This is a genomic window from Marinomonas sp. 63XJN7_7_ISO-PGPR-S23-202, assembly GCF_056173505.1.
In genome coordinates, this window is sequence record NZ_CM149677.1 from 3,312,722 (window position 1) to 3,335,980 (window position 23,259).

Here is a 23,259-nt window from a genome sequence, read left to right on the forward strand (position 1 = left end):
ATCACTCGTCATGGGTATGCTCTTCTTTATCCCAAAGCAATCTAGGGTCAAATGACTGCGCCGCTAACATGGTCAGTATCACCACACTGGCAAAACATAAAGCCGCTTTTCCAGGGTAGATATTAAGCAGCCCTCCCAACTGAATCAGTCCCGTTAAAATAGCCACAACAAAAATATCGATCATGGACCAGCGACCGACAAATTCAGTCAAACGATACAAGGTGAGCTTTTTCATAATGCCATAGGGACTTGGGCGGTAAGATTGCCAACACAACCAACTCAGCGCTAACATTTTCGCGATCGGAATAAACACACTCGCAATCAAAATAATGACCGCAACAGGGTAAGAGCCCTCCGACCATAACAGCAGTACGCCGCCAATTATCGTCGTAGGTGTAGTAGAGCCAAAATATGTAGTCTCCATCATAGGAAAAACATTAGCAGGCACATACATGATCAAAGAGGCGATTAACAGGGCAATTGTGACTTTAATACTTTGCGGCTTCCTACTGTGAGCCTCATGACCACAACGGCTGCAGTACTTGTCATCGATAAGGAGAATAGCGCCACAGGTTTGACAGCCTTTTACACCTTGAGAGCGCGCCGTTTGCGAGCGTAACGTAACACTTAGAGAAGGCGTCGCGACCTGATGCCAGAACCATCGAATATCCACCATCGACACCGTCTTTACCAAACAAATAACAAACCCACAAAGCGCCCAAAACGACAGCCCAAGACCAATCGAAACACTCCCTTGCATTTTAATCAAAGCAACAATGACTCCCACCAAAAACACATCAATCATTAGCCAAGGCTGAATGCCAACTAATATACGAATCAAATAAGTCTGCAACCTTTGATAACGATTTCTTTTTAAATACCAAACCAACACTATGACACAAAGCAGATACAGCGCCGGCAATATTAATAAGGCAATTAAAATTAACACCCCTAAAAATGTGAAAGAATTCAGCAATAAGGTCGATATCTCTTGCCAAAGGCTGACCGTTCTACCGACTCCCGCTACGGAAAAGCTCAAAAAAGGGAAACTTAGTGAGAGTACCAACATCAATAGCCCAGATCCGCCAAAAGCCAAAAGATTATTCAACCTTTGCTTGGGTTGATAAAACAAAGGACTTCGACATCGAGCACAGCATAATTGTTGCCCCTCTTGTAACTCTGGGATAGGCGTCACCCAATCACACTCCTGACAAACCGTCGCATGATGACTTAAAAATGAGGGTTTCATATAAAAAGGCTACCAGCTATAAACATCATTTCTATTCAACCAAAAGTTAAAAAATACTACGGTGACTAAGATCCCAAATGTAAGAAAAGAATACACTCACGGACCGTTAGTCAATATTGTTTTATATAAATGAGTCCTTTATTTGCCTAAAGAAAAGAACATCAAGACGCAAGCAAATTCTTTTCAAAAAACATACATCAAAAACTAACTTTATGGGCTGTAAATCATTATTATATATAGATAATTACTTGAATCGCCTCAAAAATAATAAAACCAAAATTAAAAAGATTCGAGCCTGTTCCTCTCGGCCCTAAATCTTTTACCTTCATGAAGTCACTTAAACATAAAGGTAAGTTATAAAAGATATCACTGAGACAAAAAACGGTTCACATCTTGCTTTGCTTAATATATGGCGTAACCATCATCCTCTAACGAAAGTTTTATATTACTATGAAAAATTTGACAACGTTTAGATACTTATATCTCTTATGCCTAATGGCTCCCATGTTTTTTTGCTCTGTCGTCCATGCAGACAACACCAATCCAGCTCAAAAAGAAGCTGAGCCATCACAACAAACTACGCTGCAGACAAACAAAACAGAAAAACAATCAAAAGTCCCAGCACAAGACAAAGAGCAGCAGGTTGTCGATGAGTCCGTCAAAAAAGCACTACAGGATCCCAAATCTGGTTATCAATTCACGGATCAAACCGTAATTGATATTGCCAAAAAGTTGGCTAAATCCCCTATGGTACCACCTCTTAAAGCACCAAAAGCGCTCTCTGATCTAGACTATGCGACGTACCGGAAAATAAATTTCCAACAAAACCAAGCGGTATGGGGTAATACACCGACACCTTTCTCCATCCAGCTTTTTGCGCCTGGCTACCTTTATAAAGACCTCGTCGACATCGATGTCGTTGAAAACGGTAAAGCCTTCCCTTTAGAAGTATCACCCTCTTCTTTTTCTACCCCCAATAAAAAATTGGCTGAATTAATTGATAAGGTCGGAAAGTTCGCAGGGTTACGCTTACACTACCCAATCAATACGAAAGACCATAGTGATGAGTTTATTGTGTTCCAAGGAGCCACTTATTTCCGCGCTATTTCTAAAGGTCAAACCTATGGTTTATCGGCTCGCGGCCTTGCAATCGATGTGGCTCAACCAACGGGGGAGGAATTCCCCATGTTCAAACATTTCTGGATAGAACGTCCATCGGTCACACAAAAAGCCATCGTGGTACATGCATTATTGGACAGTAAAAGTGTCACTGGCGCCTATCGATTTGGTATTTACCCAGGGTCGCCTACACGCATTGTCGTAAAAGCAACGCTCTTCCCCCGACAGGACGTACCGCATGTTGGTCTTGCTCCACTGACGTCTATGTTCATGTTTGGTACCATGGATCGTTCAGACGAGCCAGATTATAGACGCCGTGTTCATGATTCTGAAGGACTACAAATACAAACAGGACATGGTGAAATACTATGGCGCCCTTTAAATAACCCAAAAACTTTACAAATCAGTTCTTTCTATGACAAGTCGCTTAAAGGCTTTGGTTTGATACAGCGCCATCGCCACTACAGAGACTATCAGGACTTAGAAGCTAACTACCAAACACGTCCTTCTGCTTGGGTAAAACCACTCAATAACTGGGGGCCAGGCCATGTTGAACTTGTTGAGATTCCGTCAAACTCAGAAAGCAACGATAATATCGTCGCCTATTGGCAACCAAAAGGGGGCCTAAAAAAAGGTCAGCCTTATCGCTTTTCATACCAATTAACTTGGCCTAATGACACCCCTATATTAGCCAATAAACCACATATTGTAAGAAGTGCAAAGGGTACTAAACTGTTTGGCAAATATAAAGGAAAACCCGAAGTTGTTATCGACTACAGCGATATAAATGTTGATGATATTAAGAAACTACACATTAATGCGTCTACCAGTGCAGGGAAGATTCTAGAAACGCATCTCGTAAAAAATCCCCACATTAATGGCATTCGCGTCTATGTGACGTTCGATACAGACAATGCCGATGTAGCAGAGCTACGAGTCGCATTATCAGAAAATCACAAAGAAATCGCCTCTACATGGCTTTACCGATGGTTGAAACAACAATGATGAGTAATGTTCAAAAGGCAGACATCGGCACCTCTTTACCCAAAGAGTCGCCGCTAGAGATGCCAAGACACAAGGTTCAAGAAGAGCGACAACCCGCAAAAAAGCTGTCCGATCAGCCCCTTATAAGCATCTTTCTGGCACGCCTTTTTGTGTTTTGTGTCACGGTCTATTTATCATGGTACGGCGCAACCGAAATGTTCGCCGTTCTAAACACCAACTCCATTGCTGGAATGCAGTGGGCTTTCCTTGTGTTGTTTTGTATTAACTTCACATGGATTTCCTTTGCATTTTCACAAGCAACATTGGGCTTTTTCAGTCAAATAAATCCCTTTCGACGCAAAATCAAAGAGGCAGAACCAGAAACGGTCACCGCGATATTGCTACCGGTTTATAATGAAGACCCTGTTCGCATACGCGCCAGCATGGAAGCAATGCATAGTGATCTAGTTGAAAAAGCCCCGGGGAAGTTCGCCTTTTTCATTCTTAGCGACAGTAACAAAGCCAATTCGGCCGTGAAGGAAAAACAAACCTTTTACCCGATTCTAAACAATGATACTGACAAGTGTCCGGTGTATTATCGCCGCCGCTACAATAATGCCGAAAGAAAAGCGGGCAATATTGCCGATTGGGTGACCCGCTTTGGTGGCGCCTACGAAAGCATGATTGTGCTTGACGCCGACAGTTTAATGAGCGCGGACTGTTTGATTACCTTATCTCGTCGGATGGCCGCTGAACCTGGAATGGGCTTAATCCAAACCCTCCCGACCATCATTGAGGCCAATACTCTGTATAGCCGATTACAGCAGTTTGCGAACCAATGCTTCGGTCCCATATACGCGGCAGGCTTATCAGCATGGCATGGGAGTGCCTCCAACTTTTGGGGCCACAATGCCATCATACGCACAAAAGCATTTGCCTCTGCTTGTGGTTTACCTATTTTGTCGGGGAAGGCCCCTTTTGGTGGCCACGTAATGAGCCATGACTTTATGGAAGCAGCTATGCTACGTCGTGCGGGATGGGGTGTCCGCTTTGATAATGACCTGCAAGCCAGTCATGAGGAAGCGCCGCCATCGCTGGTTGATGTGATGGTTCGTGACCGTCGTTGGTGTCAGGGTAACTTACAGCATAAAGCTTTCTTATTCGCAAAAGGGTTTCACTTTGCCACACGCCTTCATATTATCTCTGGCATTTTCGCGTATTTAAGCGCCGTATTCTGGTTCTTACTGATCGCCGTGGGGTTTGCCCTTGCTTTACAGGCTCACTTTGTGCGCCCTGAATACTTTGCCAACCCCTCACTGTTTCCAACTTGGCCAGTATTCGATTTTGAAAAAGCCCGCTTGCTGTTTGAAATATCGATGGCTCTAATACTCGCCCCCAAAGTATTTGGCTGGTTAAGTGCCATGGTAAATCTACGTCGTTGTCGAGAATTTGGTGGGCCTATTTTTCTAACCATTAATAGTCTACTAGAAGTCGTTTTATCGGCGATGTATGCACCGATTTTGATGTTTTCACAATTTCTGGTGGTATTTGATGTTTTAAAAGGTCGAGACAGTGGTTGGTCTGCCCAATCCCGCGACGATGGCGCGACACCGTTAAAGACTGTCTGTCGTGCTCATTTATCGCACACCCTATTAGGGGCAGGGCTGGCCTCCTCTACATTGTACCTTAGCCCTCAGTTATTTTATTGGTCGTTACCAATCAGCTTTGGTCTCACCTTCTCTATTCCTTTGTCTTGGCTAAGTGGTGGGGCCAAACGCGGGAATCTACTGTCTACTATGGGCTTTTTAAAATCCTCACAGGAAAAAAGGCCAACGCCTATCGTGAAGCGACTACATGATGCGCAACAGCGGCTTAACCACGTCTATACGCACGATGATTTATCTGCTTTGCATAGAATGACCCAAGATGAGCATTTCTATCGTTGGCACTTGGCACAAATGCCCCAAGAAGACTTAGCGACCTTAAGTCGTCCTCGTATTTGTGCAGAGTGGCAGATAAAAATGAATGATAACCTAGATGACTTGGTTAAAAACATCAAAGAAGAAGAGTGCCTAGCCATTCTGAAAAGCCGTTCCTTAATGGAAGCCATGGGGAAATATCTTCCCGAAAAAGCGGCTTAGAGGCGCATAGCATGAAAACGAACAGGGCGAGCATGAGCTCGCCTGTTTCGCTACAGCATTTTACGCATATATACCCGAGCATAGCCTTCCTCTTGCCGACGCTTATACTCGTGGTACCCTTTGCGAGTGTATAGGGCCTGATTCTCCAACATCTTTTCATGGGTATAGAGATAAATGGCATCATAACCTAGCTGTCGCGCCTGTTCTTCTGCATGACGCAATAATGTCCCACCAACTCCTAGTTTTTGATAGTTAGGATAAATGGCTAGATTGTCTAACAGAAATCCCTCTTCCGTTTGTTTGAGTACAACAAAACCCACTACCTCATGATGATATTCAGCCACCCAAACCTGATGCTGTTGGATAATCTGAATATAGTCTTCCAGCATGGGGGCTGGCCGCTGACCAAGTTGCTCAACATATTTCTTATAGGAAAGGTGCGCACAATCAGCCAGACTAATTGCCTCATTTAGGCGAGCCAAACGAATCAAAAGTGTCTTTTCATCATGTTCGACCACCATCTATCTACTCCCTTTGTTGGCTTTCGTCGGTCTCGGTGAGCGCTTTGCTGGCCGAGACTTTCCAGCGACAGGGGATCTACCTCCTTTTGCTGGCTTCCCGCTATTCGGTGCCCCCTTTCCTGGTTTGTTAGGTTTATCAATAGGTGTTCGTCCTGCCCCTTTAGACGACCCCTTTCCTGCGGGCTTATGACGATTTCCCGGCGTGTTTTTACCCGATGCGGCGTTCGGCTTTTTCTTAACCGATGGACGCTCTCCCGAGGAGAGTTTAGCTTTGTGGGCTTTTTTAGATGTCGTATTGGACTCGGATGAAGATCCCTCAATGGCCTTAAACAAACGGTCTATTTCTTTTGCGGTAAAATCTCGCCATTCGCCAACAGGTAAGCCTTTTAGATCAATATGCATAATGCGGATACGCTCAAGCTTGATCACCTCATAACCAAAATGCTCGGCCATACGACGAATTTGACGATTCAGTCCTTGCACTAACGTAATACGAAAAACGTTATTCGCTTCCTTAGATACCTGACACTTTTTCGTCATCGTCCCCAATATTGGGACACCATTGGCCATACCGCTAATAAAGGACTCCGTAATCGGCTTATTGACCGTCACTAAATACTCTTTTTCGTGATTATTTCCAGCGCGAAGCACCTTGTTAACCAAGTCCCCATTATTGGTCAAAAAAATCAGACCTTGCGACTCTTTATCCAAGCGACCAATAGGAAAAATTCGCACGCCATGGCCAACAAAATCGACAATATTATCGCGCTCTGTACTTTCCGTCGTGCTGACGATACCAACCGGCTTATTTAATGCGATAAGCACAAAATCTTCGGCATCTTTTGGTTCTATCAATTGCCCATTGACTCTGACGGTATCACCAGGAGCAACTTGATCTCCCACTTTCGCCCGCTTGCCATTGATAAACACATTCCCCTGCTCAATAAAGCGGTCTGCATCACGTCTGGAGCAGATACCACTTTCGCTAATGTACTTATTCAAACGAGTTGTTGACGTGTTCAGCATAAAAATATCTTAGTGTCTTGTGATTAAAAATACTAAGAAATGATCAGAACCATTAACCAGTCGCAAATAGATAAAAACCGATCTATATTCTTAGTAAACATACACGAACAGTATATAGGAAATACAATAAGCACGCGCGACTTAGTAGAAGGCCGAACGACGTTAAGGCGGACGACGTTCCCAATTTTTTTTTCACACTTTGATTGCTAATATTCAGCTATTATTAGATTAAGAGGAAAATCGTATGTCGTCTAAGACCCCATTACCACATCCCCCCACCTACAACATGGCACAAATTTTTCTGCATTGGGCCATAGCGGTTTTGATCGTCGCGAATTATTTTGTTAGTGATGGGATGGGGCATATGCTGCGCCAGCATATCGAAGACGCAGCCAGCACTCCAAACTGGGTGGGAGATTTTCATATATACGTGGGCTTAGCCATACTCGGATTAATGGTTATACGCGTTTTCGTGAGGTTGTTCAGCAAAATGCCAGAACAAAAAAGTACAGGTAGTGAAACCTTAGACAAGATATCCCACTGGGTACACATCGCTCTATACTGGCTGATGTTCTTAGTACCCGCGTTTGGTGCTGCCTCTTGGTACCTAAAAATTCATTTTTTGGGGGATATACATGAAATTACCATGAACATCATGATGAGCTTAATTCTCCTCCATGCACTGGCTGCTCTATTTCATCAATATGTATTAAAGGACGGGCTCCTTCTTCGCATGTTAGGACGCTCTTAACTCTAGCCAAAAATAGGCAATCCACTTAATACTGCGATTCAGGTAATCTTAAACATTGCCTGAATCTTTGCTTAATGTGGCAAAATAGATGTCCCCTGTACTTCTAGCACACTTTTAGCCTCTGTGCGTTCAATGATTTTTACTAACGCAGACTGAATAAATTCATCTTCACGCACATTTCCTTTGCTAGAAAAGCGCTGTTCTTGAGCAGGCTCACCATCCTCTAAAATCAACATAGCAACAACCTCATTCGCCTGATCTGCCGATGTGCCAAAGTACGCTAAGGTGAGTTTTGGGTAACCTTTAAAGCCCATTTTTACTCGTTTGGCGATGCGCTTTTTTGCTTTCTCTACATTCATTTTTAGCTTCCCTTTTTATCAACCCAGACCTTAACAACATGATAAAAATGCCGTTCGCAAACCAAGAGTAGCACTAATGCCCACACCATAAAGAAATAAATGCGCCAAGGGGAATAAAAAGAACCTTAACTAACCATCATTAAAAGTAGACCTGACCGTCAAATTACTAGAAAATACTTGCTATATTCGACGCCATAGCGAATTGAACCTTATAACACGGATCTAAAAGCGAGCCCAAATGAACCCTTTGTTAGAACATGCCTTGACTGTGTTTATGGCTTTTTTTGCCATTATGAATCCGGTTGCTAATACGGTTGTTTTTGCAGGCTTAACAGGCCATAAAAGCAAGTCTGAGCAACTCAAAGTCGCCAAAAAAGCAATACTGTTGACGTTCTTAATCATTTTAGTCTTTTCTGTTTTAGGAAAAGCCCTTTTTCATTTGTTTGGCATTACCTTACCCGCCTTGAGAATAACAGGTGGGTGTTTGATCTTTTTGGTGGGCTATCAAATGCTTCATGGGGAAAGTTCAAAACTCCACAGCCCGGAAGATAATGACGACTCGAACGAATCAGACGAGGCAGTTTCCCCTTTAGCGGTGCCTCTGCTTGCAGGCCCGGGCACCATCGCAACCGCCATGAATTATTCTGCCGCTGGTGGCTGGCAAGAAATCGTTATTACCGTGTCAGTCTTTCTTGCTCTGTGTTTTATTACCTTTTTCTGCTTTATTTTCAGCTCAAAAATACTCTCTTTAGTCAGTCAAAGCGGACTGACTATGATCACTCGCTTAATGGGGCTGATTCTTGCCGTTATCGGGGTGCAAATGCTCGTCACAGGAATAAACGTAGCAATCCACATTAGCTAAAAATACCAGCAGCACCAAGCATTAGGCTACAAGGGGGGACTGATTTGTATCTTTATGATCACTCCCCAATATCCCTAGAGTTACATTGCGCTGACTGGTAAACTGCCTGTTCCAATTTTCTGTGGACAGAACTTCATGCAAACTTCAACTCTACATCGTTCAAAGTGCCCCTCTATTATTGGGTTAACCGCCATTATTTTCGCCGCCAGTTTGCTAACTGGCTGCAGCAAACCACCACAAGAACAACACATTGAGGGCTATGCCCAAGGTACCACTTACCATATCACCTTTTGGTCGAAGAAGAAGGTACCAACTGATGAGGTGGAATCTTCTTTCAATACTACCTTGGCACAAATCGATAAAGAATTATCGACTTATCGACCAGACTCCTACATTTCCAAATTCAACTCCAGTACATCGACAAAGTGGCAGCCAGCTTCCCAAGATTTTATTGATTTGATTAATATCGCCAAAGACATCAATAAAAAGTCAGAAGGTTGTTATGACCCAACCATCGGCCCTCTATTTGATTTATGGGGCTTTAAAAAAGACACCCTTCATGTACCAACGGACGCAGAAATAGCGGCAACAAAAGCGGATATGGGAATGGATAAAATCCAAGTGGATGAAAAAGATAAACTTATTCGCAAGACAAACCCGTTAGTCCAATTGGACTTCTCCTCCATGGGCGAAGGCTACACCATAGGAAAACTGAGTAAGATACTTGAATCCAAAGGAATCAATAACTATCTCGTTGAGTTTGGTGGGGACATGAAAATCAAAGGACACAAACCAGATGGTAAAAAATGGCGCATCGCTATTCAGCGCCCCATCAAAGAAAAAGATGGTTCACAAAAAGTGTATAAGATCGTCACCATTGAAGATGAAAAAGGCGTCACACTAGATACATCCGGAACATACAACCACTATTTTGACGATAAAGGGGTAGAGTACTCTCATATTCTGAATCCAAGCACTGGCCGCCCTGTTACTCACGATTTGGTTTCTGCCTCTGTTTTCGGTACAGATCCAAGAATCAGCGATGCTTGGGCAACCACGATGCTATGTCTTGGTCCTGTCAAAGGGGCTAAAATAGCCAAGCAACAACATCTCGAAGTATTCTTTATCGAACATAAACATGGCAAATTTGTAAACTCCGAGAGCGAAGCCTTATCTTCTAGTAAACGCGTCAAATTCGACAAATAACCCTGCGTCACAATAAGAAGTTGAGTAAGCGAATTTACTCAACTTCTCTTCATAACCAAACCATTCTTACAAAAGATACCTCCATCTGGCATTTAGTCTAATCAGAAAAAGCAGCTACAGGCGTCAGCGCTATTGTCGATAACATCAATTTTATGCCGATAAGATTGGTCTCACTGCGCAGTAATATTTAAAAAGAACAAATGAACGAAAAAGACAGCCTCTCTTAAACACCAATCCTTACGTCAATCAACGGTCTAGAAAAACCGACAAAGCGAAAATGAACGAATATTCATATTTTCTTATATTTTACTTAAAATAGACAAAATAATGACAATAGATCAAAATATTCGCACCAATAAAGAGCATTAGCCATCTTTAAAATGCTCTTTATGTGAGCACAAACAAAGAAAACAGCTCTATTTTGAAACGTTTCATCTTTCTTCTCACTAGAAAACATCAATATTTGCTTTAATTTTCATGCAAAAAGCACATATGGCACGGTGTCTGCTATAGGGATTATTAGTCACATAAAAAAACATTTCTTTGTTGCGTTTAGAAAAAGAAATCTCAGGAGGCACATATGAAATTGCTTATCGCTATCATCAAGCCATTTAAACTTGATGAAGTTCGTGAGGGACTCTCCGAAATAGGCGTTCGCGGTATTACCGTAACAGAAGTCAAAGGTTTTGGACGACAAAAAGGACACACAGAATTATATCGTGGTGCCGAATATGTCGTCGATTTTCTGCCAAAAGTAAAAATTGAGGTCGCCTTAGATGATGCATTAGTTGAAAAGGCTATGGATGTTATCTGTCAATCAGCCAATACAGGCAAAATTGGCGACGGCAAAATTTTTGTACTGACACTTGAGCAGGCTATTCGGATTCGTACCGGAGAAACCGACTCAGATGCTCTTTAATAAAGAGCCCCCATATTACTCCCTACCATAAATATAGCTAAAACAGAGGCAATATTGATGAATATTAAAAGATTAATAACAACCATAGGTGGAGCTTTACCTCTACTCACTCTATGGATGATTCCCTCCCAAGCAATGGCCGATACACCTAGCCTGGATAGCGGAAATACCTCATGGATGATGGCATCGACAGCGCTGGTGCTACTGATGACCATTCCCGGTGTTGCCCTTTTCTATGGCGGTATGGTACGCCGTAAAAACCTATTATCTGTTGCCGCCGCGACTTTTGCGATCACATGCTTAATTACCATTATTTGGTCCGTTGCAGGTTACTCACTTGCTTTTAAAGGTGACGGCGCATTTATTGGTAACCTAAGTGCACTGTTTCTAAATGGCATGAGCTATAAATCACTGAGCGGCTCTATTCCTGAATCAGTATTCATGACCTTTCAAATGACTTTCGCAATCATTACACCAGCATTGATTATTGGTGCCGTTGTGGAACGGATGAAGTTCTCTGCCATGCTATGGTTTATGGGACTGTGGTCTTTGTTAGTTTACTCACCTATTGCCCATATGGTTTGGGGTGGCGGTTGGCTCGGTGGCGACGGCGTGCAAGATTTTGCTGGCGGCACCGTTGTACACATTAATGCAGGGGTTGCAGGCTTAGTGGCCGCGCTAGTACTTGGTAAACGTAAAGGCTATGGAAAAACAGCAATGCCTCCCGTTAACCTTGTCTATACCATGGTTGGGGCATCTCTTCTTTGGGTAGGCTGGTTTGGTTTCAACGCCGGTTCTGAGTTAGCGGCAGATGGTACAGCGGGCATGGCGATGGCCGTGACGCAAATTGCAACAGGGGTTGCTGCAATGGCTTGGATGTTTGTTGAATGGGCAGCTCGCGGCAAACCAACTCTTCTTGGTATGAGTTCAGGAGCGGTTGCTGGTCTCGTTGCCATTACCCCTGCATCTGGCTTTGTTGGACCAATCGGTGCGTTCGCAATCGGTATCGCAGCTGGTCTTGGCACGTTCTGGGCTTCTGTCTACCTGAAAAAAATGCTTGGTTATGATGACTCATTGGACGCTTTTGGTGTTCATGCGGTAGGTGGCATTATTGGTGCACTGTTAACAGGGGTGTTCTCAGCGGCTATATTCGGCGGTGCTGGCCTTAATGATAATGCGCACGGCAGTATCCTTAGCCAATTCATTATTCAAGCAAAAGGGGTCGGCTTTACCATTGTTTACGATGCAATTATGACCTTTATCATCATTAAAGCGATTGATATGGTTATGGGCATCCGCGTCTCCGAAGAAGAAGAAACCGAAGGCCTTGATACGTCTTTACATGGCGAACAACTATACGAATAATCACTGTCTTAAATACATCAAGGGCGCTTACAAAAGCGCCCTTTTTCTTTTGACTCAGCTACTCAGTGATTTCTAAAAAGTGAATTTAACCTAGAGGGCCACCTAAAATAGTGTCCTTAAGACCGGCTATAATGTTTTCACCTGTCTCTTGTCTTAATTCATCATACCAAGCTTGTGTCACCAACATGTCTTTTCCATGGGTCACATCACAACGCTTACGCGCCTTTAATACCAAGTCTTTGGCTCTTTCATGGCGCAAGCTTTGATACTGTAACAACGCCTCTTTGACTTCTTTTGTTTTGGCAAAACACTGCCCTAGGACGACGGCATCTTCCATTGCAGAACAACCACCTTGCCCAATGTCTGGCGTAGTGGAATGAGCAGAATCCCCCAACAAAGCAACACGACCTTTAACAAAACTACTAAAAGGTTCAATATCGTGGATTTCAATACGGTTTGTCGTTTCAGGATCAATCCGTTCAATCAAGAGTTGGACTGGATCCGCCCAGCCTTCAAAGTAGGTCTTTAGATTCTCTTTCACTGTCGCACGGTCTTCTGGTAAGCCAAGAGGTAACGGCACATCAAAGAAAAAGTAAAACTGACCGCCAGCAATAGGCATCACTGACACGCGCTTTCCATCTCCAACGAAGGTCGTCCATTGCTCTAATGGTGCTATTTCTTCATCTGCCGTCACCAAACCATTCCAATTAACATATCCCGCGTAACGTCGCTGAGCTTGATAGCCAAGGACATGGGAGCGTGCGACGGAATGCGCGCCATCAGCAGCAATCATAAAGTCCCCTTGAGCAATACTACCATCGGTAAAATGAGCAACCACACCCGTATTGGTTTGTTCGACACGCTCTAGTCGTTTCGCAAACTGGACCTTGTCTCTTCCCCAGTGATCAATCATCTGCGCTTGCAATCCAGCTCGTGCAACAGGGCAAGGCCGCTCTCCCACTGCCTCAATCAAGGGCACGAGGCTAAACTGAGTCATGGTCGCGCCAGACTTGCCATCTTGGTATGCCATTGCCCGCATAGGCCCACCAAGGTCATCCATAATATGCCCCATCCCTAAATGATTCATACACTTCACCCCGTTAGACCAGACTGAAATGGCCGCCCCAACAGGCTTGATCTCTTTTACTGCTTCAAAAACATCACAATCAACACCTTGCTGTTTTAAGGCTGCTGCGGCCGACATGCCACCGATGCCCGCTCCAATAATCAATGCTTTCATGCTTTCTATCCTCTTATGATCGATATCCCCACAAAGCACAATGCGTTCCAACCCCGTTGATTCAGCGCATCCGCATGAAAAAGATACTTATTTTCAATAATTAGAACTCCGAAACATTTGTTTCTATAGTCTGACGATAACGCAAATTCAAGGAAGATATAAGTGCCTTACATCAAGCAAACTTAGACTAATATCATTTTTTATAAATAAAAACTATCGAATTGATTTTTTCCATAAACCCACTTGCTAGTTTCATCAAGTCATGTCAATTTAAACTTCGAAGCGTTCACTGTAATAGAGGGCAAAAATAACAATGACAGTCCATGAAAAGAAAAATCGGAGTCTTTATCGAGATCAGTTAATCAAAGAGAAAGTAGGTCTTGAACGGTTGCGGACTTTGCTCGACAACACGAGCAATAAACTACTTCGCATTCCACAAGTCTACTCTGCAGATAAAGACACCATTAGTATGCAGGCGATTAAGCAAACCCATGCGAGCGAACAACAAATGGCTCAACTAGGCAGAGGTCTTGCTATGCTCCATTCTCATCCACTAAAACGCTACGGACTCGATCACGACAATTATATTGGACTTAACCCACAATATAATAATTGGTCCGACAATTGGGGCGCTTTTTATGTTTCTTATCGTCTTGAAGCTCAAATTCAAATGATCAAAAACACCAGTGTGGCTGAGCAATTTCAGAACCAATTAGATAAGCAAAAAGCGTGTTTGACTAATTTTTTAAATCAACATTGCCATCAACCAACGATGCTCCATGGTGATTTGTGGTCTGGTAATGTGCTGTTTGATGAACAAAATGTGTGGCTAATAGACCCCGCGATTTACCAAGGTGATAGAGAGGTCGACATTGCCATGACGGAACTGTTTGGCGGCTTTAGCGAGGCGTTTTATCACTCATATCACGCCATACTCCCTCGCTCTGAGCACTATGCAGTAAAACGTGATATCTACAATCTTTACCACTATTTAAACCACTACAATCTATTTGGTGCTAGCTATTTAAGCGACTGTGAGCGTTGTTTTCAATCAATTGACAGGCTGAGCCTCTAGCCTGTTGCAGTATATTAAATAGCGAGCCCAGCTCATGAGACGAAAGTCTCTCATCACTCCTCAACTAACCGATTGCTTTTATCATCTGGGTGCTTTTTACCATCTGGGTGCTTTTTCAAAATGGTGTACATATAAGCAACGACAATCAAGTTAATACTCAATACCGCTCCGGTCACTAGATTCGGGTCTTTAATGATTTCGTAAAACTCAAAAGGCAAGTACACCGCACCGCTTAAAAAGGCAAACCATTCAGTCCACCGCATTTCATGCCACAATCCATAAGCTTCCACAAAACGCACCAAGGCATAAAAAACAGCAATCACAGTCACAAGAGTAAAACTGGAATGAGTTAAACTATCCACCGCGTGCAACAGCATCTGCGCATAATGACCATCCGCACTCCAGTGCAAACGGCTTAATAACTTTAACACCTCGGCATGTAAATTAACGCCTTCCAATATATGGATACCAATTGCGAGCAGCAAGGCTGCTACTCCTTTTAATGCCTCAAGAAAAGCAATGGTCTTAAGACCCGAAAATTTCATACACAACTCTTACTATCAAAAAGAATGCTCAAAGGCAGAAAAATATAGGCGCTCATTCTATAAAGAGACACTTATCGTCAAAAAGAAAAAACCACGGTTTTACATAAAACACAATCAATCATGACATTTTAACAACAAACCCCCTTAAGGAAATGGAATCAAAAAAGCCCAAACTCACTGGCATGAGTTTGGGCTCTAATCTAACCACGAATGACGTGAAAGAAATATTATTAATCAGTCTTTTACGCGCTTCATTGAAGAGAAACCATAAAAAGACACAACGAGGAAGCAAATACCCGGCACAATATAAGACATGGCAGCACCATAAGAATCAATCACTCCACCTTGAACCACTGGCATAATTGCCCCACCAAGGATCGCCATAACAAGACCCGCCGAACCAAATTTGGCATCTTTACCTAAGCCATTTAATGCCACGCCATAAATCGTTGGAAACATCAAAGACAAACTGGCAGAAATCATAACAATCGCCCACACACCTGACATGCCAGGGTTAATTGCTGCGTACACACACAAAGCGGTACCTAATAGTGCCATAACGCCCAACAATAGCGTCGGACGGAAAATACCGATCAACCATGTCATGACAAAGCGAGAAACAAGAAACACCAGCAAACTGTACTGAAGGTAATCGCTAGCATGGGTAGCACTTCCCCCCATTGCAGACTGAACGTACTGAATCGTAAAAGTCCAAGTGCAGGTTTGGCCCGCAACATTAAAGAACTGAGCAATCACCCCCCAACGATAGTTCGGAAGCTTAATCAAACGCCCCAACGTAGCAATAAAACCATAGTGCTCTTTATCTGTGAGGTCGACTTTTTCAGCCACCTTTTCAGACTTAGGCAGCTTAACCAGTGCAATCATAATCCAGATAATGATAAGAAAGAATGCCATGCCGACATAGGGCGTCATCACCGCATCCAATTCAGAATGTTGAATGGCCGCTAGAGCCTGAGGCGCCATGGCAGCACGCTGCTCAGCAGTAGCAGGGTTTAAGTTTGGAAGGATCAAAGTCGATGCTAACAAAACACCAATATTGGTTCCCACTGGATTAAACGCTTGGGCGAGATTTAGACGTCGAGTGGCCGTCAGCTTTGGCCCCATCGCCATCACAAATGGATTCGCAGACGTCTCAAGAATAGACAAGCCAGCGGCTAAAATAAACAAGGCCGCCAGAAAAGCGCCATACGTCATTGACACGCTAGCAGGGTAAAACGATAACGCTCCCAATGTCGCTAGACCAAGACCGGTTAATACACCCGTTTTATAAGAAAAACGCACGTTAATAAATGCTGCGGGTAATGCTAAACAAAAATAGGCGCCATAATAAGCAAATTGAACAAGTGCTGACTCAAGATTACTCATGGTAAAGATTTGGCTAAATACTTTTACCAGAGGGTCTGTCATGTTTGCAGCGACCCCCCAAGCAGTGAAACAGGTAATCAATAAAATGAAGGCCAGTTTCATATTGGAATACACAAAAGGGGTTTTTGAGGTGTCAGTTTGTAGATTATTCATATTGTAATAAACATCTTCTCGAGGTTCTTATTCGCTAGCTTGTTGCGGTATTCAGCTCATCATTAGAAAGCAAGAGGCGATCACATCACCTTCTCTAATACAGGTAACATCACTAACACTTAGGCTATTTATTCGTTTACCTATGGCCACACGTTATTTTGCTGCCCTAGGATATTTAGAGGCAGGACTATACAAGCCCAGTTATTACATAAGATGAATGGAGCACCAAAAATGTGCAAACAAAAAGAATCATATAGTTAACAACAACTCTGTCAGTGTGGCCGTCATAAAAAAACCCACCAAGTCGAAACCTAGTGGGTTTTTAAATAGTTAGCTTTTACCCTATTCTCATTGTAAAGAGTAAAAACCTTTTTAGACGAACTCAATTAAGCTAGATCGAAGCGATCCAACTCCATAACTTTTGTCCATGCGGCAACAAAGTCATTGACGAAACGATCTTCTGCATCAGAAGACGCATAGACCTCTGCCAAGGCACGCAACTGCGAATTGGAACCGAAGATTAAGTCCGCACGCGTTGCGGTCCACTTAACCGAACCTGACTGGCGATCACGCCCTTCAAATTCCATTTCATCATCGGAAAGCGATTTCCACGTTGTGCCCATGTCCAACAAGTTAACAAAGAAGTCATTGGTCAAGGTTTCAACGCGATCTGTGAAAACACCGTGTTGAGATTGATCTGTGTTTGCGTTCAACACTCGCAAACCACCCACCAATACGGTCATTTCTGGTGCGGTCAATGTTAGCAGTTGAGCGCGATCGACCAATAATTCTTCTGTTGTGACCGTAAAACGTCCTTTTTGGTAATTACGGAATCCATCAGCAATTGGCTCAAGCACGTCAAACGATTCGACATCTGTTTGCTCTTGAGTGGCATCAGCACGACCTGGCGTAAATGGTACAGACACCGTTTTACCTGCTTTTTTCGCCGCTTGCTCAACCCCAACATTACCTGCAAGCACAATCAAATCCGCCAACGAGATTTGTTTGCTTGTATTCGCGCTGTTAAAGGCTTGTTGAATGCCTTCTAGCTTGCTCAATACTGTTGCTAATTGAGCAGGTTGGTTAACCGCCCAATCTTTTTGAGGTGCTAAACGAATACGAGCACCATTGGCACCACCACGCATATCGGAACCACGGTAAGTCGAAGCCGATGCCCACGCAGTGGAGACGAGCTGAGCCACACTCAAACCAGAGTCCGCAATCTTAGTTTTAAGATCGGCAACTTCTTTATCACCCACCAACTCATGAGTCACCGCTGGAATCGGATCTTGCCAAATCAACTCTTCTTTTGGCACCAAGTGACCAAGGTAACGACTGGTTGGCCCCATATCACGGTGAGTCAATTTAAACCAAGCACGTGCGAATACATCAGCAAAGTACTCAGGGTCTTTATGGAAACGCTCAGAAATCACTTTGTAAGCAGGATCTTCTTTCAAGGCGATATCCGATGTCGCCATCATTGGTGCATGGCGACGAGCGGGATCATGGGCATCAGGCACAGAATTCGCTAAAGCACCATCTTTTGGTGTCCATTGGTAAGCGCCAGCTGGGCTCTTAGTCAATTCCCAATCGTAACCAAGCAATGTATCGAAATAACCGTTATCCCATTTAATTGGGTCTGGAGTCCACGCCCCTTCTAGACCACTAGAAATGGTATCAACGCCTTTACCAGAGCCCATGCTGTTGCTCCAGCCTAGGCCTTGCTGAGTAATACCGGCCGCTTCTGGCTCTGGACCAACCTGAGCGGCATCACCCGCACCATGCGTTTTACCAAATGTATGACCACCAGCAATGAGAGCAACGGTTTCTTCGTCATTCATTGCCATACGGGCAAAGGTATCACGAATATCAACAGCAGACGCTAATGGATCTGGTTTTCCATCAGGTCCTTCAGGGTTCACATAAATTAACCCCATTTGTACCGCTGCAAGAGGATTTTCCAGATCACGCTCACCAGAATAGCGACTTTTTTCACCACCACTCAGTTCTAACCATTCTTGCTCTGCTCCCCAGTAGATGTCTTCTTCTGGTTCCCAAATATCAGCACGACCGCCACCAAAACCAAAGGTTTTAAAGCCCATGGATTCTAATGCACAGTTACCAGTCAAAATCATCAGATCTGCCCAAGAGATTTTGCTACCGTATTTTTGTTTAATCGGCCAAAGCAAACGACGCGCTTTATCCAAGTTAACGTTATCTGGCCAGCTGTTTAATGGCGCGAAACGTTGTGAGCCAGTAGCAGAACCACCACGGCCATCAGCAGTACGGTAAGTCCCCGCACTGTGCCACGCCATACGAATAAAGAAAGGACCATAGTGACCATAATCGGCTGGCCACCACTCTTGAGAATCTGTCATTAGATCCATTAGATCTTTACGAAGCGCCTCAAGGTCTAAAGTTTTGAACGCTTCAGCGTAATTAAAATCTGTTCCCATTGGGTTAGATTTATTAGAATGTTGATGAAGGATACGAAGGTTTAATTGGTTAGGCCACCACTCCTTGTTAGACGTACCACGACCTGTTGAGCCATTGTTGCCAACTGCAGTATGATTAAAAGGACATTTGCTCTCATTAGACATTGGTTACTCTCCTGTTTTTTTGTTTTCGCTTGTATATCGCTCGACTCGTTACTAAACAACTCTGCTTACGTTGCATCTTGTATAATAGTTATAGCCTTTCAAAAAAAATACATCTAATAAATTTAGCCTAATAAGTTAATAGTCTACCTACCATAGGTGACAAATAGACTCTAAGGATAGTCGAGCAAGCGTCAATTCGATGTAAAAAAGTAAGAGCACGATGCCTACTCCATGCGCACTATCAACTCTATAACACGCTACAATAGCCCCTTTTGTTGAAATGGAGGCAAAAAAAACCTCGCCGAAGCGAGGTTTAAGGTTTAAAAACCAGAAAATCATTAAATTCTTTCAAAGACCGTCGCGATCCCCTGACCCATTCCGATACACATGGTCGCAAGACCAATGGTTGCATCTTTTTCTGTCATAACATTGAGCAAAGTGGTCGAAATACGCGTACCAGAGCAGCCCAATGGATGCCCAAGCGCAATGGCACCACCATTAAGGTTCACTTTTTCATCCACTATGTCCAGCAATTTCAAGTCCTTTAGAACGGGAATGGATTGAGCAGCAAATGCCTCGTTCAGCTCTACAATCTCAATATCATCTATGGTTAATCCCGCTCGTTTTAGTGCTTTTTTCGTAGCAGGAACAGGACCATACCCCATGATGGCTGGATCACATCCCGCCACGCCCATACTGCGGACACGGGCAATCGGTACGAGCCCAAGTTCTTGAGCTTTCTTGGCCGACATCATTAACATGGCCGACGCCCCATCCGATAAGGCCGATGATGTTCCCGCTGTCACCGTACCAACTTTAGGCATAAAGACTGGAGGAAGCGATGCCAACGACTCCATCGAGGTATCAGGACGGATGACTTCATCCACTTCAACCAGTATTTTATTGCCATCAGCATCATGGCCCTCAATAGGCACAATTTCGTTTTTAAAACGGCCTTGCTGGGTCGCTTCATAGGCCAATCGATGAGAGCGCACAGCAAATGCATCTTGTGACTCACGGCTCACACCATGCATTTTACCCAGCATTTCGGCGGTTACCCCCATCATCATGGACGCTTTCGCCATATGCTTAGATAATGCAGGGTTAACATCAACACCATGCATCATGCCAACGTGACCCATATGCTCAACACCACCCACAACGAAAACATCACCTTGCCCTGTCATAATGGCTTGCGACGCGGTATGAATGGCTGACATTGACGAGCCACACAAACGATTCACCGTTTGAGCTGCCGTTGTTATAGGCAACCCCGCCAATAATGAAATCGCACGAGCAACATTAAAACCCTGCTCTAAAGTTTGATTGACACAACCCCAAATCAGGTCTTCAACGTCTTTTGGGTCTGCCTTCGGATTGCGTTTAAATAATGCCTTTACCAAAGCCGCTGACAGGTTCTCTGCACGGACATGACGAAAAACACCATTTTTCGTCTTACCCATAGGGGATCGAACAGCGTCAATAATGACAACATCGTTTGGATTGAGTTTCATAAAATTCTCCTTAAATCGTTCAACCGTAGGGCATTATTCGCCGTAATAAGTTTCGTTGTTGGTCGCCATTTCACGCATTCTTGCGGTGGGCTCGTACAACTTACCTAAGTGGCTGTAGTTATCTGCTAGCTGACAAAACGCTTGCAGCCCCATTTGGTCTAGATAATGCAGAGCACCACCCAGATAAGGAGGGAAACCAATCCCGTAAATTAACCCCATGTCCGCTTCCGCAGCACTTGATACAATGTTTTCTTCTAAACAACGAGCGGTTTCGATACACAACGGAATCATCATACGAGCGATGATATCGTCATCGGACAATTCTGTTTTAGCATCCACTGTGGGCGCCAAAATATCATTAATTTCTGGGTCAAAGAGTTTCTTCGGTTTGCCTTTACGATCCGGCTCATATATATAAAAGCCTTTACTATTTTTCTGGCCAAAGCGCTCTAATTCATAAAGACGATCAACCGCATTGACGCCTTCATGCTTCATACGATCTGGGTAGCCTTCTGCCATCACCCGATCAGCATGATACGCAGTGTCTATACCCACCACATCAAGAAGATATGCAGGTCCCATTGGCCAACCAAATTTTTCCATCGTCTTATCAACTTGCTGAAAATCCGCTCCTTCTTTCATCATCAAGGAGAAACCAGCGAAATAAGGGAATAGGACTCGGTTAACTAAAAATCCCGGACAGTCATTCACTACAATAGGCGTTTTTCCCATCGCCTGAGCATAGGAAACCGTTTTGGCAACCGCTGCATCACTGGTTTTCGCACCACGAATGACTTCGACTAATGGCATGCGATGTACGGGGTTGAAAAAGTGCATACCGCAAAAGTTTTCTGGGCGTTTTAAGTCTTTCGCCAATTCAGTAATCGAGATAGTCGACGTATTGGAAGCTAAAATAGTGGTATCTGTTATATATTGCTCGGTTTCAGCCAACACGGCTTTTTTGACTTTAACGTTTTCAACCACAGCTTCCACAACCAAGTCAACATGCCCAAATTCACCGTAACTCAGTGCTGGGGTGATGCCATTCATGGCTTTCAACGCTTTGTCAGCCGTTAAACGACCTCTTTCAATCTGTCCATTAAACAGCTTATTCGCCTCACTCAACCCAAGCTCAAGGGCTTCTGGTCGAATGTCTTTCATAATAATTGGCGTGCCTTTGGAAGCAGACTGATAAGCCACACCGCCACCCATTATGCCAGCACCTAACACAGCGGCTTGTTTGACAGGAGTCGCATCTTTTGCGTACTTACCCGCCGTTTTCTTGATGACTTGATCACTTAAGAACAGGGTTACCAAGGATTTTGCGACTGTCCCTTTAGCGAGTTTAACAAAACCTTTGATTTCTGTTTCAGCCGCTTTATCCATGTCTTGGCTAATGCCTTTTTCCATGGTTTTAATGGCCGCCATTGGCGCAGGATAATGTTTACCTGCTTTCGCCCCGACTACCCCACGAACGGATTCAAACACCATCATTTTTTCAATTGGCGAGAACTGCATTGGTGCCCGTAGTGCATCTCGGCGGGAACGATAACCAAGCTTGCCATCCTGTACCTGCTTGATAAGATGTCGAGCAGACTCTTGTACTTTCTCAACAGGTACAACGGCATCAACCGCCCCATCTTTTAATGCATCTTCACTGCGTTTTTGGGCACCACCACAGATCCATTCACAGGCATTATCCGCTCCGATCAAACGAGGTAAGCGCACCGTTCCACCCCAGCCTGGGTAAATGCCTAGCTGAGTTTCTGGCAACCCCACTTTAGCGGAATCGGCCATGACACGATAATCACAAGCAAGGCACAACTCAAAACCACCACCAAGCGCGATACCATTAATTGCCGCCACAGTTGGACAACAAAGATTCGAAATTTCCTTAAAAATATGGTGAGCTTCACGAAGTTTATCGGCTAGATCTTCGTCTTCTAACTTAAACCAAGACGTAAACTCTGTGATATCTGCTCCAACAACAAAGACATTTTTTGCACTGGCAAAAATCACCCCGTGTAAATCATCGGTGGTCTTTAACATTGCAACGACTTCAGACAATTCTTTGAGCGCCAATCCATTAAATTTATTGACGGATTCACCTTCAAGATCGAGTGTAACGGTCGCGATATTCGTATCGTCCATCGAGACCTTTATTGCTTTTCCTTGGAACATCATGCTGCTCTCCCATTATTTTTATTGTGCAGACGACGAACATCATGCCCATCGCCTGCAGTC

The 23,259-nt window shown here is 43.9% G+C and carries 18 protein-coding genes; 8 read left to right on the forward strand and 10 right to left on the reverse strand.

Annotated features, from left to right (window positions below):
• Position 1: 1 nt before the first annotated feature.
• Positions 2 to 1,249, reverse strand: coding sequence for a PqiA/YebS family transporter subunit (locus tag AC0VYG_RS15370; protein ID WP_475428832.1), 1,248 nt, complete (start codon positions 1,247 to 1,249; stop codon positions 2 to 4).
• Between the two features lie 504 nt (positions 1,250 to 1,753).
• Between AC0VYG_RS15370 and AC0VYG_RS15375 the strand changes: the two genes are divergently transcribed.
• Both AC0VYG_RS15375 and mdoH read left to right on the forward strand, forming a co-directional pair.
• Complete coding sequence (locus AC0VYG_RS15375) at positions 1,754 to 3,373, forward strand: glucan biosynthesis protein G (protein WP_475428833.1); 1,620 nt, start codon at positions 1,754 to 1,756, stop codon at positions 3,371 to 3,373.
• Positions 3,355 to 5,493 (forward strand): glucans biosynthesis glucosyltransferase MdoH, encoded by a 2,139-nt coding sequence (gene mdoH, locus AC0VYG_RS15380; RefSeq protein ID WP_475428834.1) that lies wholly within the window; start codon positions 3,355 to 3,357, stop codon positions 5,491 to 5,493. Before AC0VYG_RS15375 ends, mdoH begins: the two co-directional genes overlap by 19 nt.
• A 50-nt stretch (positions 5,494 to 5,543) precedes the next feature.
• Here the strand turns inward: mdoH and AC0VYG_RS15385 are convergent, their stop codons facing one another.
• Both AC0VYG_RS15385 and rluF read right to left on the reverse strand, forming a co-directional pair.
• Positions 5,544 to 6,014, reverse strand: coding sequence for a GNAT family N-acetyltransferase (locus AC0VYG_RS15385; protein ID WP_475428835.1), 471 nt, complete (start codon positions 6,012 to 6,014; stop codon positions 5,544 to 5,546).
• A complete protein-coding gene (rluF, locus tag AC0VYG_RS15390) occupies positions 6,015 to 7,040 on the reverse strand; it encodes a 23S rRNA pseudouridine(2604) synthase RluF (protein ID WP_475428836.1) in 1,026 nt (341 codons plus the stop codon).
• A 244-nt stretch (positions 7,041 to 7,284) separates the two neighbouring features.
• Between rluF and AC0VYG_RS15395 the strand changes: the two genes are divergently transcribed.
• Positions 7,285 to 7,791, forward strand: a complete 507-nt coding sequence (locus AC0VYG_RS15395) for a cytochrome b (protein WP_475428837.1) — start codon at positions 7,285 to 7,287, stop codon at positions 7,789 to 7,791.
• Positions 7,792 to 7,862: 71 nt separating this feature from the next.
• Here the strand turns inward: AC0VYG_RS15395 and AC0VYG_RS15400 are convergent, their stop codons facing one another.
• Positions 7,863 to 8,150, reverse strand: a complete 288-nt coding sequence (locus tag AC0VYG_RS15400; protein WP_475428838.1) for a hypothetical protein — start codon at positions 8,148 to 8,150, stop codon at positions 7,863 to 7,865.
• A 238-nt stretch (positions 8,151 to 8,388) separates the two neighbouring features.
• Here AC0VYG_RS15400 and AC0VYG_RS15405 point away from each other — a divergent pair, with 238 nt between their 5' ends.
• The 4 genes from AC0VYG_RS15405 (at position 8,389) to AC0VYG_RS15420 (ending at position 12,502) form a co-directional block, all read left to right on the forward strand.
• Positions 8,389 to 9,012 carry a MarC family protein gene (locus tag AC0VYG_RS15405; protein ID WP_475428839.1) on the forward strand — a complete coding sequence of 208 codons (624 nt, stop codon included), beginning with the start codon at positions 8,389 to 8,391 and terminating at the stop codon, positions 9,010 to 9,012.
• Between the two features lie 135 nt (positions 9,013 to 9,147).
• Positions 9,148 to 10,218, forward strand: a complete 1,071-nt coding sequence (locus tag AC0VYG_RS15410) for an FAD:protein FMN transferase (protein WP_475428840.1) — start codon at positions 9,148 to 9,150, stop codon at positions 10,216 to 10,218.
• A 580-nt stretch (positions 10,219 to 10,798) separates the two neighbouring features.
• The gene (locus AC0VYG_RS15415; protein ID WP_475428841.1) at positions 10,799 to 11,137 is read left to right on the forward strand and encodes a P-II family nitrogen regulator; all 339 of its coding nucleotides are present in this window, start codon (positions 10,799 to 10,801) and stop codon (positions 11,135 to 11,137) included.
• 57 nt (positions 11,138 to 11,194) lie between these two features.
• Positions 11,195 to 12,502, forward strand: coding sequence for an ammonium transporter (locus tag AC0VYG_RS15420; RefSeq protein WP_475428842.1), 1,308 nt, complete (start codon positions 11,195 to 11,197; stop codon positions 12,500 to 12,502).
• Between the two features lie 85 nt (positions 12,503 to 12,587).
• On the opposite strand, the gene hpxO is transcribed toward AC0VYG_RS15420, so the two are convergent.
• Entirely contained in the window at positions 12,588 to 13,742 is a 1,155-nt protein-coding gene (hpxO, locus tag AC0VYG_RS15425; RefSeq protein WP_475428843.1) for an FAD-dependent urate hydroxylase HpxO, read from the reverse strand.
• A gap of 313 nt (positions 13,743 to 14,055) precedes the next feature.
• Between hpxO and AC0VYG_RS15430 the strand changes: the two genes are divergently transcribed.
• Positions 14,056 to 14,817, forward strand: coding sequence for a fructosamine kinase family protein (locus AC0VYG_RS15430; protein WP_475428844.1), 762 nt, complete (start codon positions 14,056 to 14,058; stop codon positions 14,815 to 14,817).
• A 53-nt stretch (positions 14,818 to 14,870) separates the two neighbouring features.
• Here the strand turns inward: AC0VYG_RS15430 and AC0VYG_RS15435 are convergent, their stop codons facing one another.
• The 5 genes from AC0VYG_RS15435 to fadB all read right to left on the reverse strand — a co-directional run bounded on the left by AC0VYG_RS15435 (position 14,871) and on the right by fadB (position 23,199).
• Positions 14,871 to 15,362: a DUF2127 domain-containing protein gene (locus AC0VYG_RS15435; RefSeq protein WP_475428845.1), complete on the reverse strand. Its 492-nt coding sequence runs from the start codon at positions 15,360 to 15,362 to the stop codon at positions 14,871 to 14,873.
• A 234-nt stretch (positions 15,363 to 15,596) separates the two neighbouring features.
• Positions 15,597 to 16,901, reverse strand: a complete 1,305-nt coding sequence (fucP, locus tag AC0VYG_RS15440) for an L-fucose:H+ symporter permease (RefSeq protein WP_475428846.1) — start codon at positions 16,899 to 16,901, stop codon at positions 15,597 to 15,599.
• Between the two features lie 386 nt (positions 16,902 to 17,287).
• A complete protein-coding gene (gene katG / locus AC0VYG_RS15445; protein ID WP_475428847.1) occupies positions 17,288 to 19,501 on the reverse strand; it encodes a catalase/peroxidase HPI in 2,214 nt (737 codons plus the stop codon).
• Between the two features lie 338 nt (positions 19,502 to 19,839).
• On the reverse strand, positions 19,840 to 21,015 hold the full coding sequence (gene fadA / locus AC0VYG_RS15450; protein ID WP_475428848.1) for an acetyl-CoA C-acyltransferase FadA: 1,176 nt from the start codon (positions 21,013 to 21,015) through the stop codon (positions 19,840 to 19,842).
• 33 nt (positions 21,016 to 21,048) lie between these two features.
• A complete protein-coding gene (gene fadB / locus AC0VYG_RS15455; RefSeq protein WP_475428849.1) occupies positions 21,049 to 23,199 on the reverse strand; it encodes a fatty acid oxidation complex subunit alpha FadB in 2,151 nt (716 codons plus the stop codon).
• Positions 23,200 to 23,259 lie beyond the last annotated feature (60 nt).

What these genes read in the sequence shown, in the direction of transcription:
- AC0VYG_RS15370 (WP_475428832.1), bottom strand. Translation starts at nt 1,249, where the DNA reads ATGAAACCCTCATTTTTAAGTCATCATGCGACGGTTTGTCAGGAGTGT.
- AC0VYG_RS15375 (WP_475428833.1), top strand. Translation starts at nt 1,754, where the DNA reads ATGTTTTTTTGCTCTGTCGTCCATGCAGACAACACCAATCCAGCTCAA.
- mdoH (WP_475428834.1), top strand. Translation starts at nt 3,355, where the DNA reads ATGGTTGAAACAACAATGATGAGTAATGTTCAAAAGGCAGACATCGGC.
- AC0VYG_RS15385 (WP_475428835.1), bottom strand. Translation starts at nt 6,014, where the DNA reads ATGGTGGTCGAACATGATGAAAAGACACTTTTGATTCGTTTGGCTCGC.
- rluF (WP_475428836.1), bottom strand. Translation starts at nt 7,040, where the DNA reads ATGCTGAACACGTCAACAACTCGTTTGAATAAGTACATTAGCGAAAGT.
- AC0VYG_RS15395 (WP_475428837.1), top strand. Translation starts at nt 7,285, where the DNA reads ATGTCGTCTAAGACCCCATTACCACATCCCCCCACCTACAACATGGCA.
- AC0VYG_RS15400 (WP_475428838.1), bottom strand. Translation starts at nt 8,150, where the DNA reads ATGAATGTAGAGAAAGCAAAAAAGCGCATCGCCAAACGAGTAAAAATG.
- AC0VYG_RS15405 (WP_475428839.1), top strand. Translation starts at nt 8,389, where the DNA reads ATGAACCCTTTGTTAGAACATGCCTTGACTGTGTTTATGGCTTTTTTT.
- AC0VYG_RS15410 (WP_475428840.1), top strand. Translation starts at nt 9,148, where the DNA reads ATGCAAACTTCAACTCTACATCGTTCAAAGTGCCCCTCTATTATTGGG.
- AC0VYG_RS15415 (WP_475428841.1), top strand. Translation starts at nt 10,799, where the DNA reads ATGAAATTGCTTATCGCTATCATCAAGCCATTTAAACTTGATGAAGTT.
- AC0VYG_RS15420 (WP_475428842.1), top strand. Translation starts at nt 11,195, where the DNA reads ATGAATATTAAAAGATTAATAACAACCATAGGTGGAGCTTTACCTCTA.
- hpxO (WP_475428843.1), bottom strand. Translation starts at nt 13,742, where the DNA reads ATGAAAGCATTGATTATTGGAGCGGGCATCGGTGGCATGTCGGCCGCA.
- AC0VYG_RS15430 (WP_475428844.1), top strand. Translation starts at nt 14,056, where the DNA reads ATGACAGTCCATGAAAAGAAAAATCGGAGTCTTTATCGAGATCAGTTA.
- AC0VYG_RS15435 (WP_475428845.1), bottom strand. Translation starts at nt 15,362, where the DNA reads ATGAAATTTTCGGGTCTTAAGACCATTGCTTTTCTTGAGGCATTAAAA.
- fucP (WP_475428846.1), bottom strand. Translation starts at nt 16,901, where the DNA reads ATGAATAATCTACAAACTGACACCTCAAAAACCCCTTTTGTGTATTCC.
- katG (WP_475428847.1), bottom strand. Translation starts at nt 19,501, where the DNA reads ATGTCTAATGAGAGCAAATGTCCTTTTAATCATACTGCAGTTGGCAAC.
- fadA (WP_475428848.1), bottom strand. Translation starts at nt 21,015, where the DNA reads ATGAAACTCAATCCAAACGATGTTGTCATTATTGACGCTGTTCGATCC.
- fadB (WP_475428849.1), bottom strand. Translation starts at nt 23,199, where the DNA reads ATGATGTTCCAAGGAAAAGCAATAAAGGTCTCGATGGACGATACGAAT.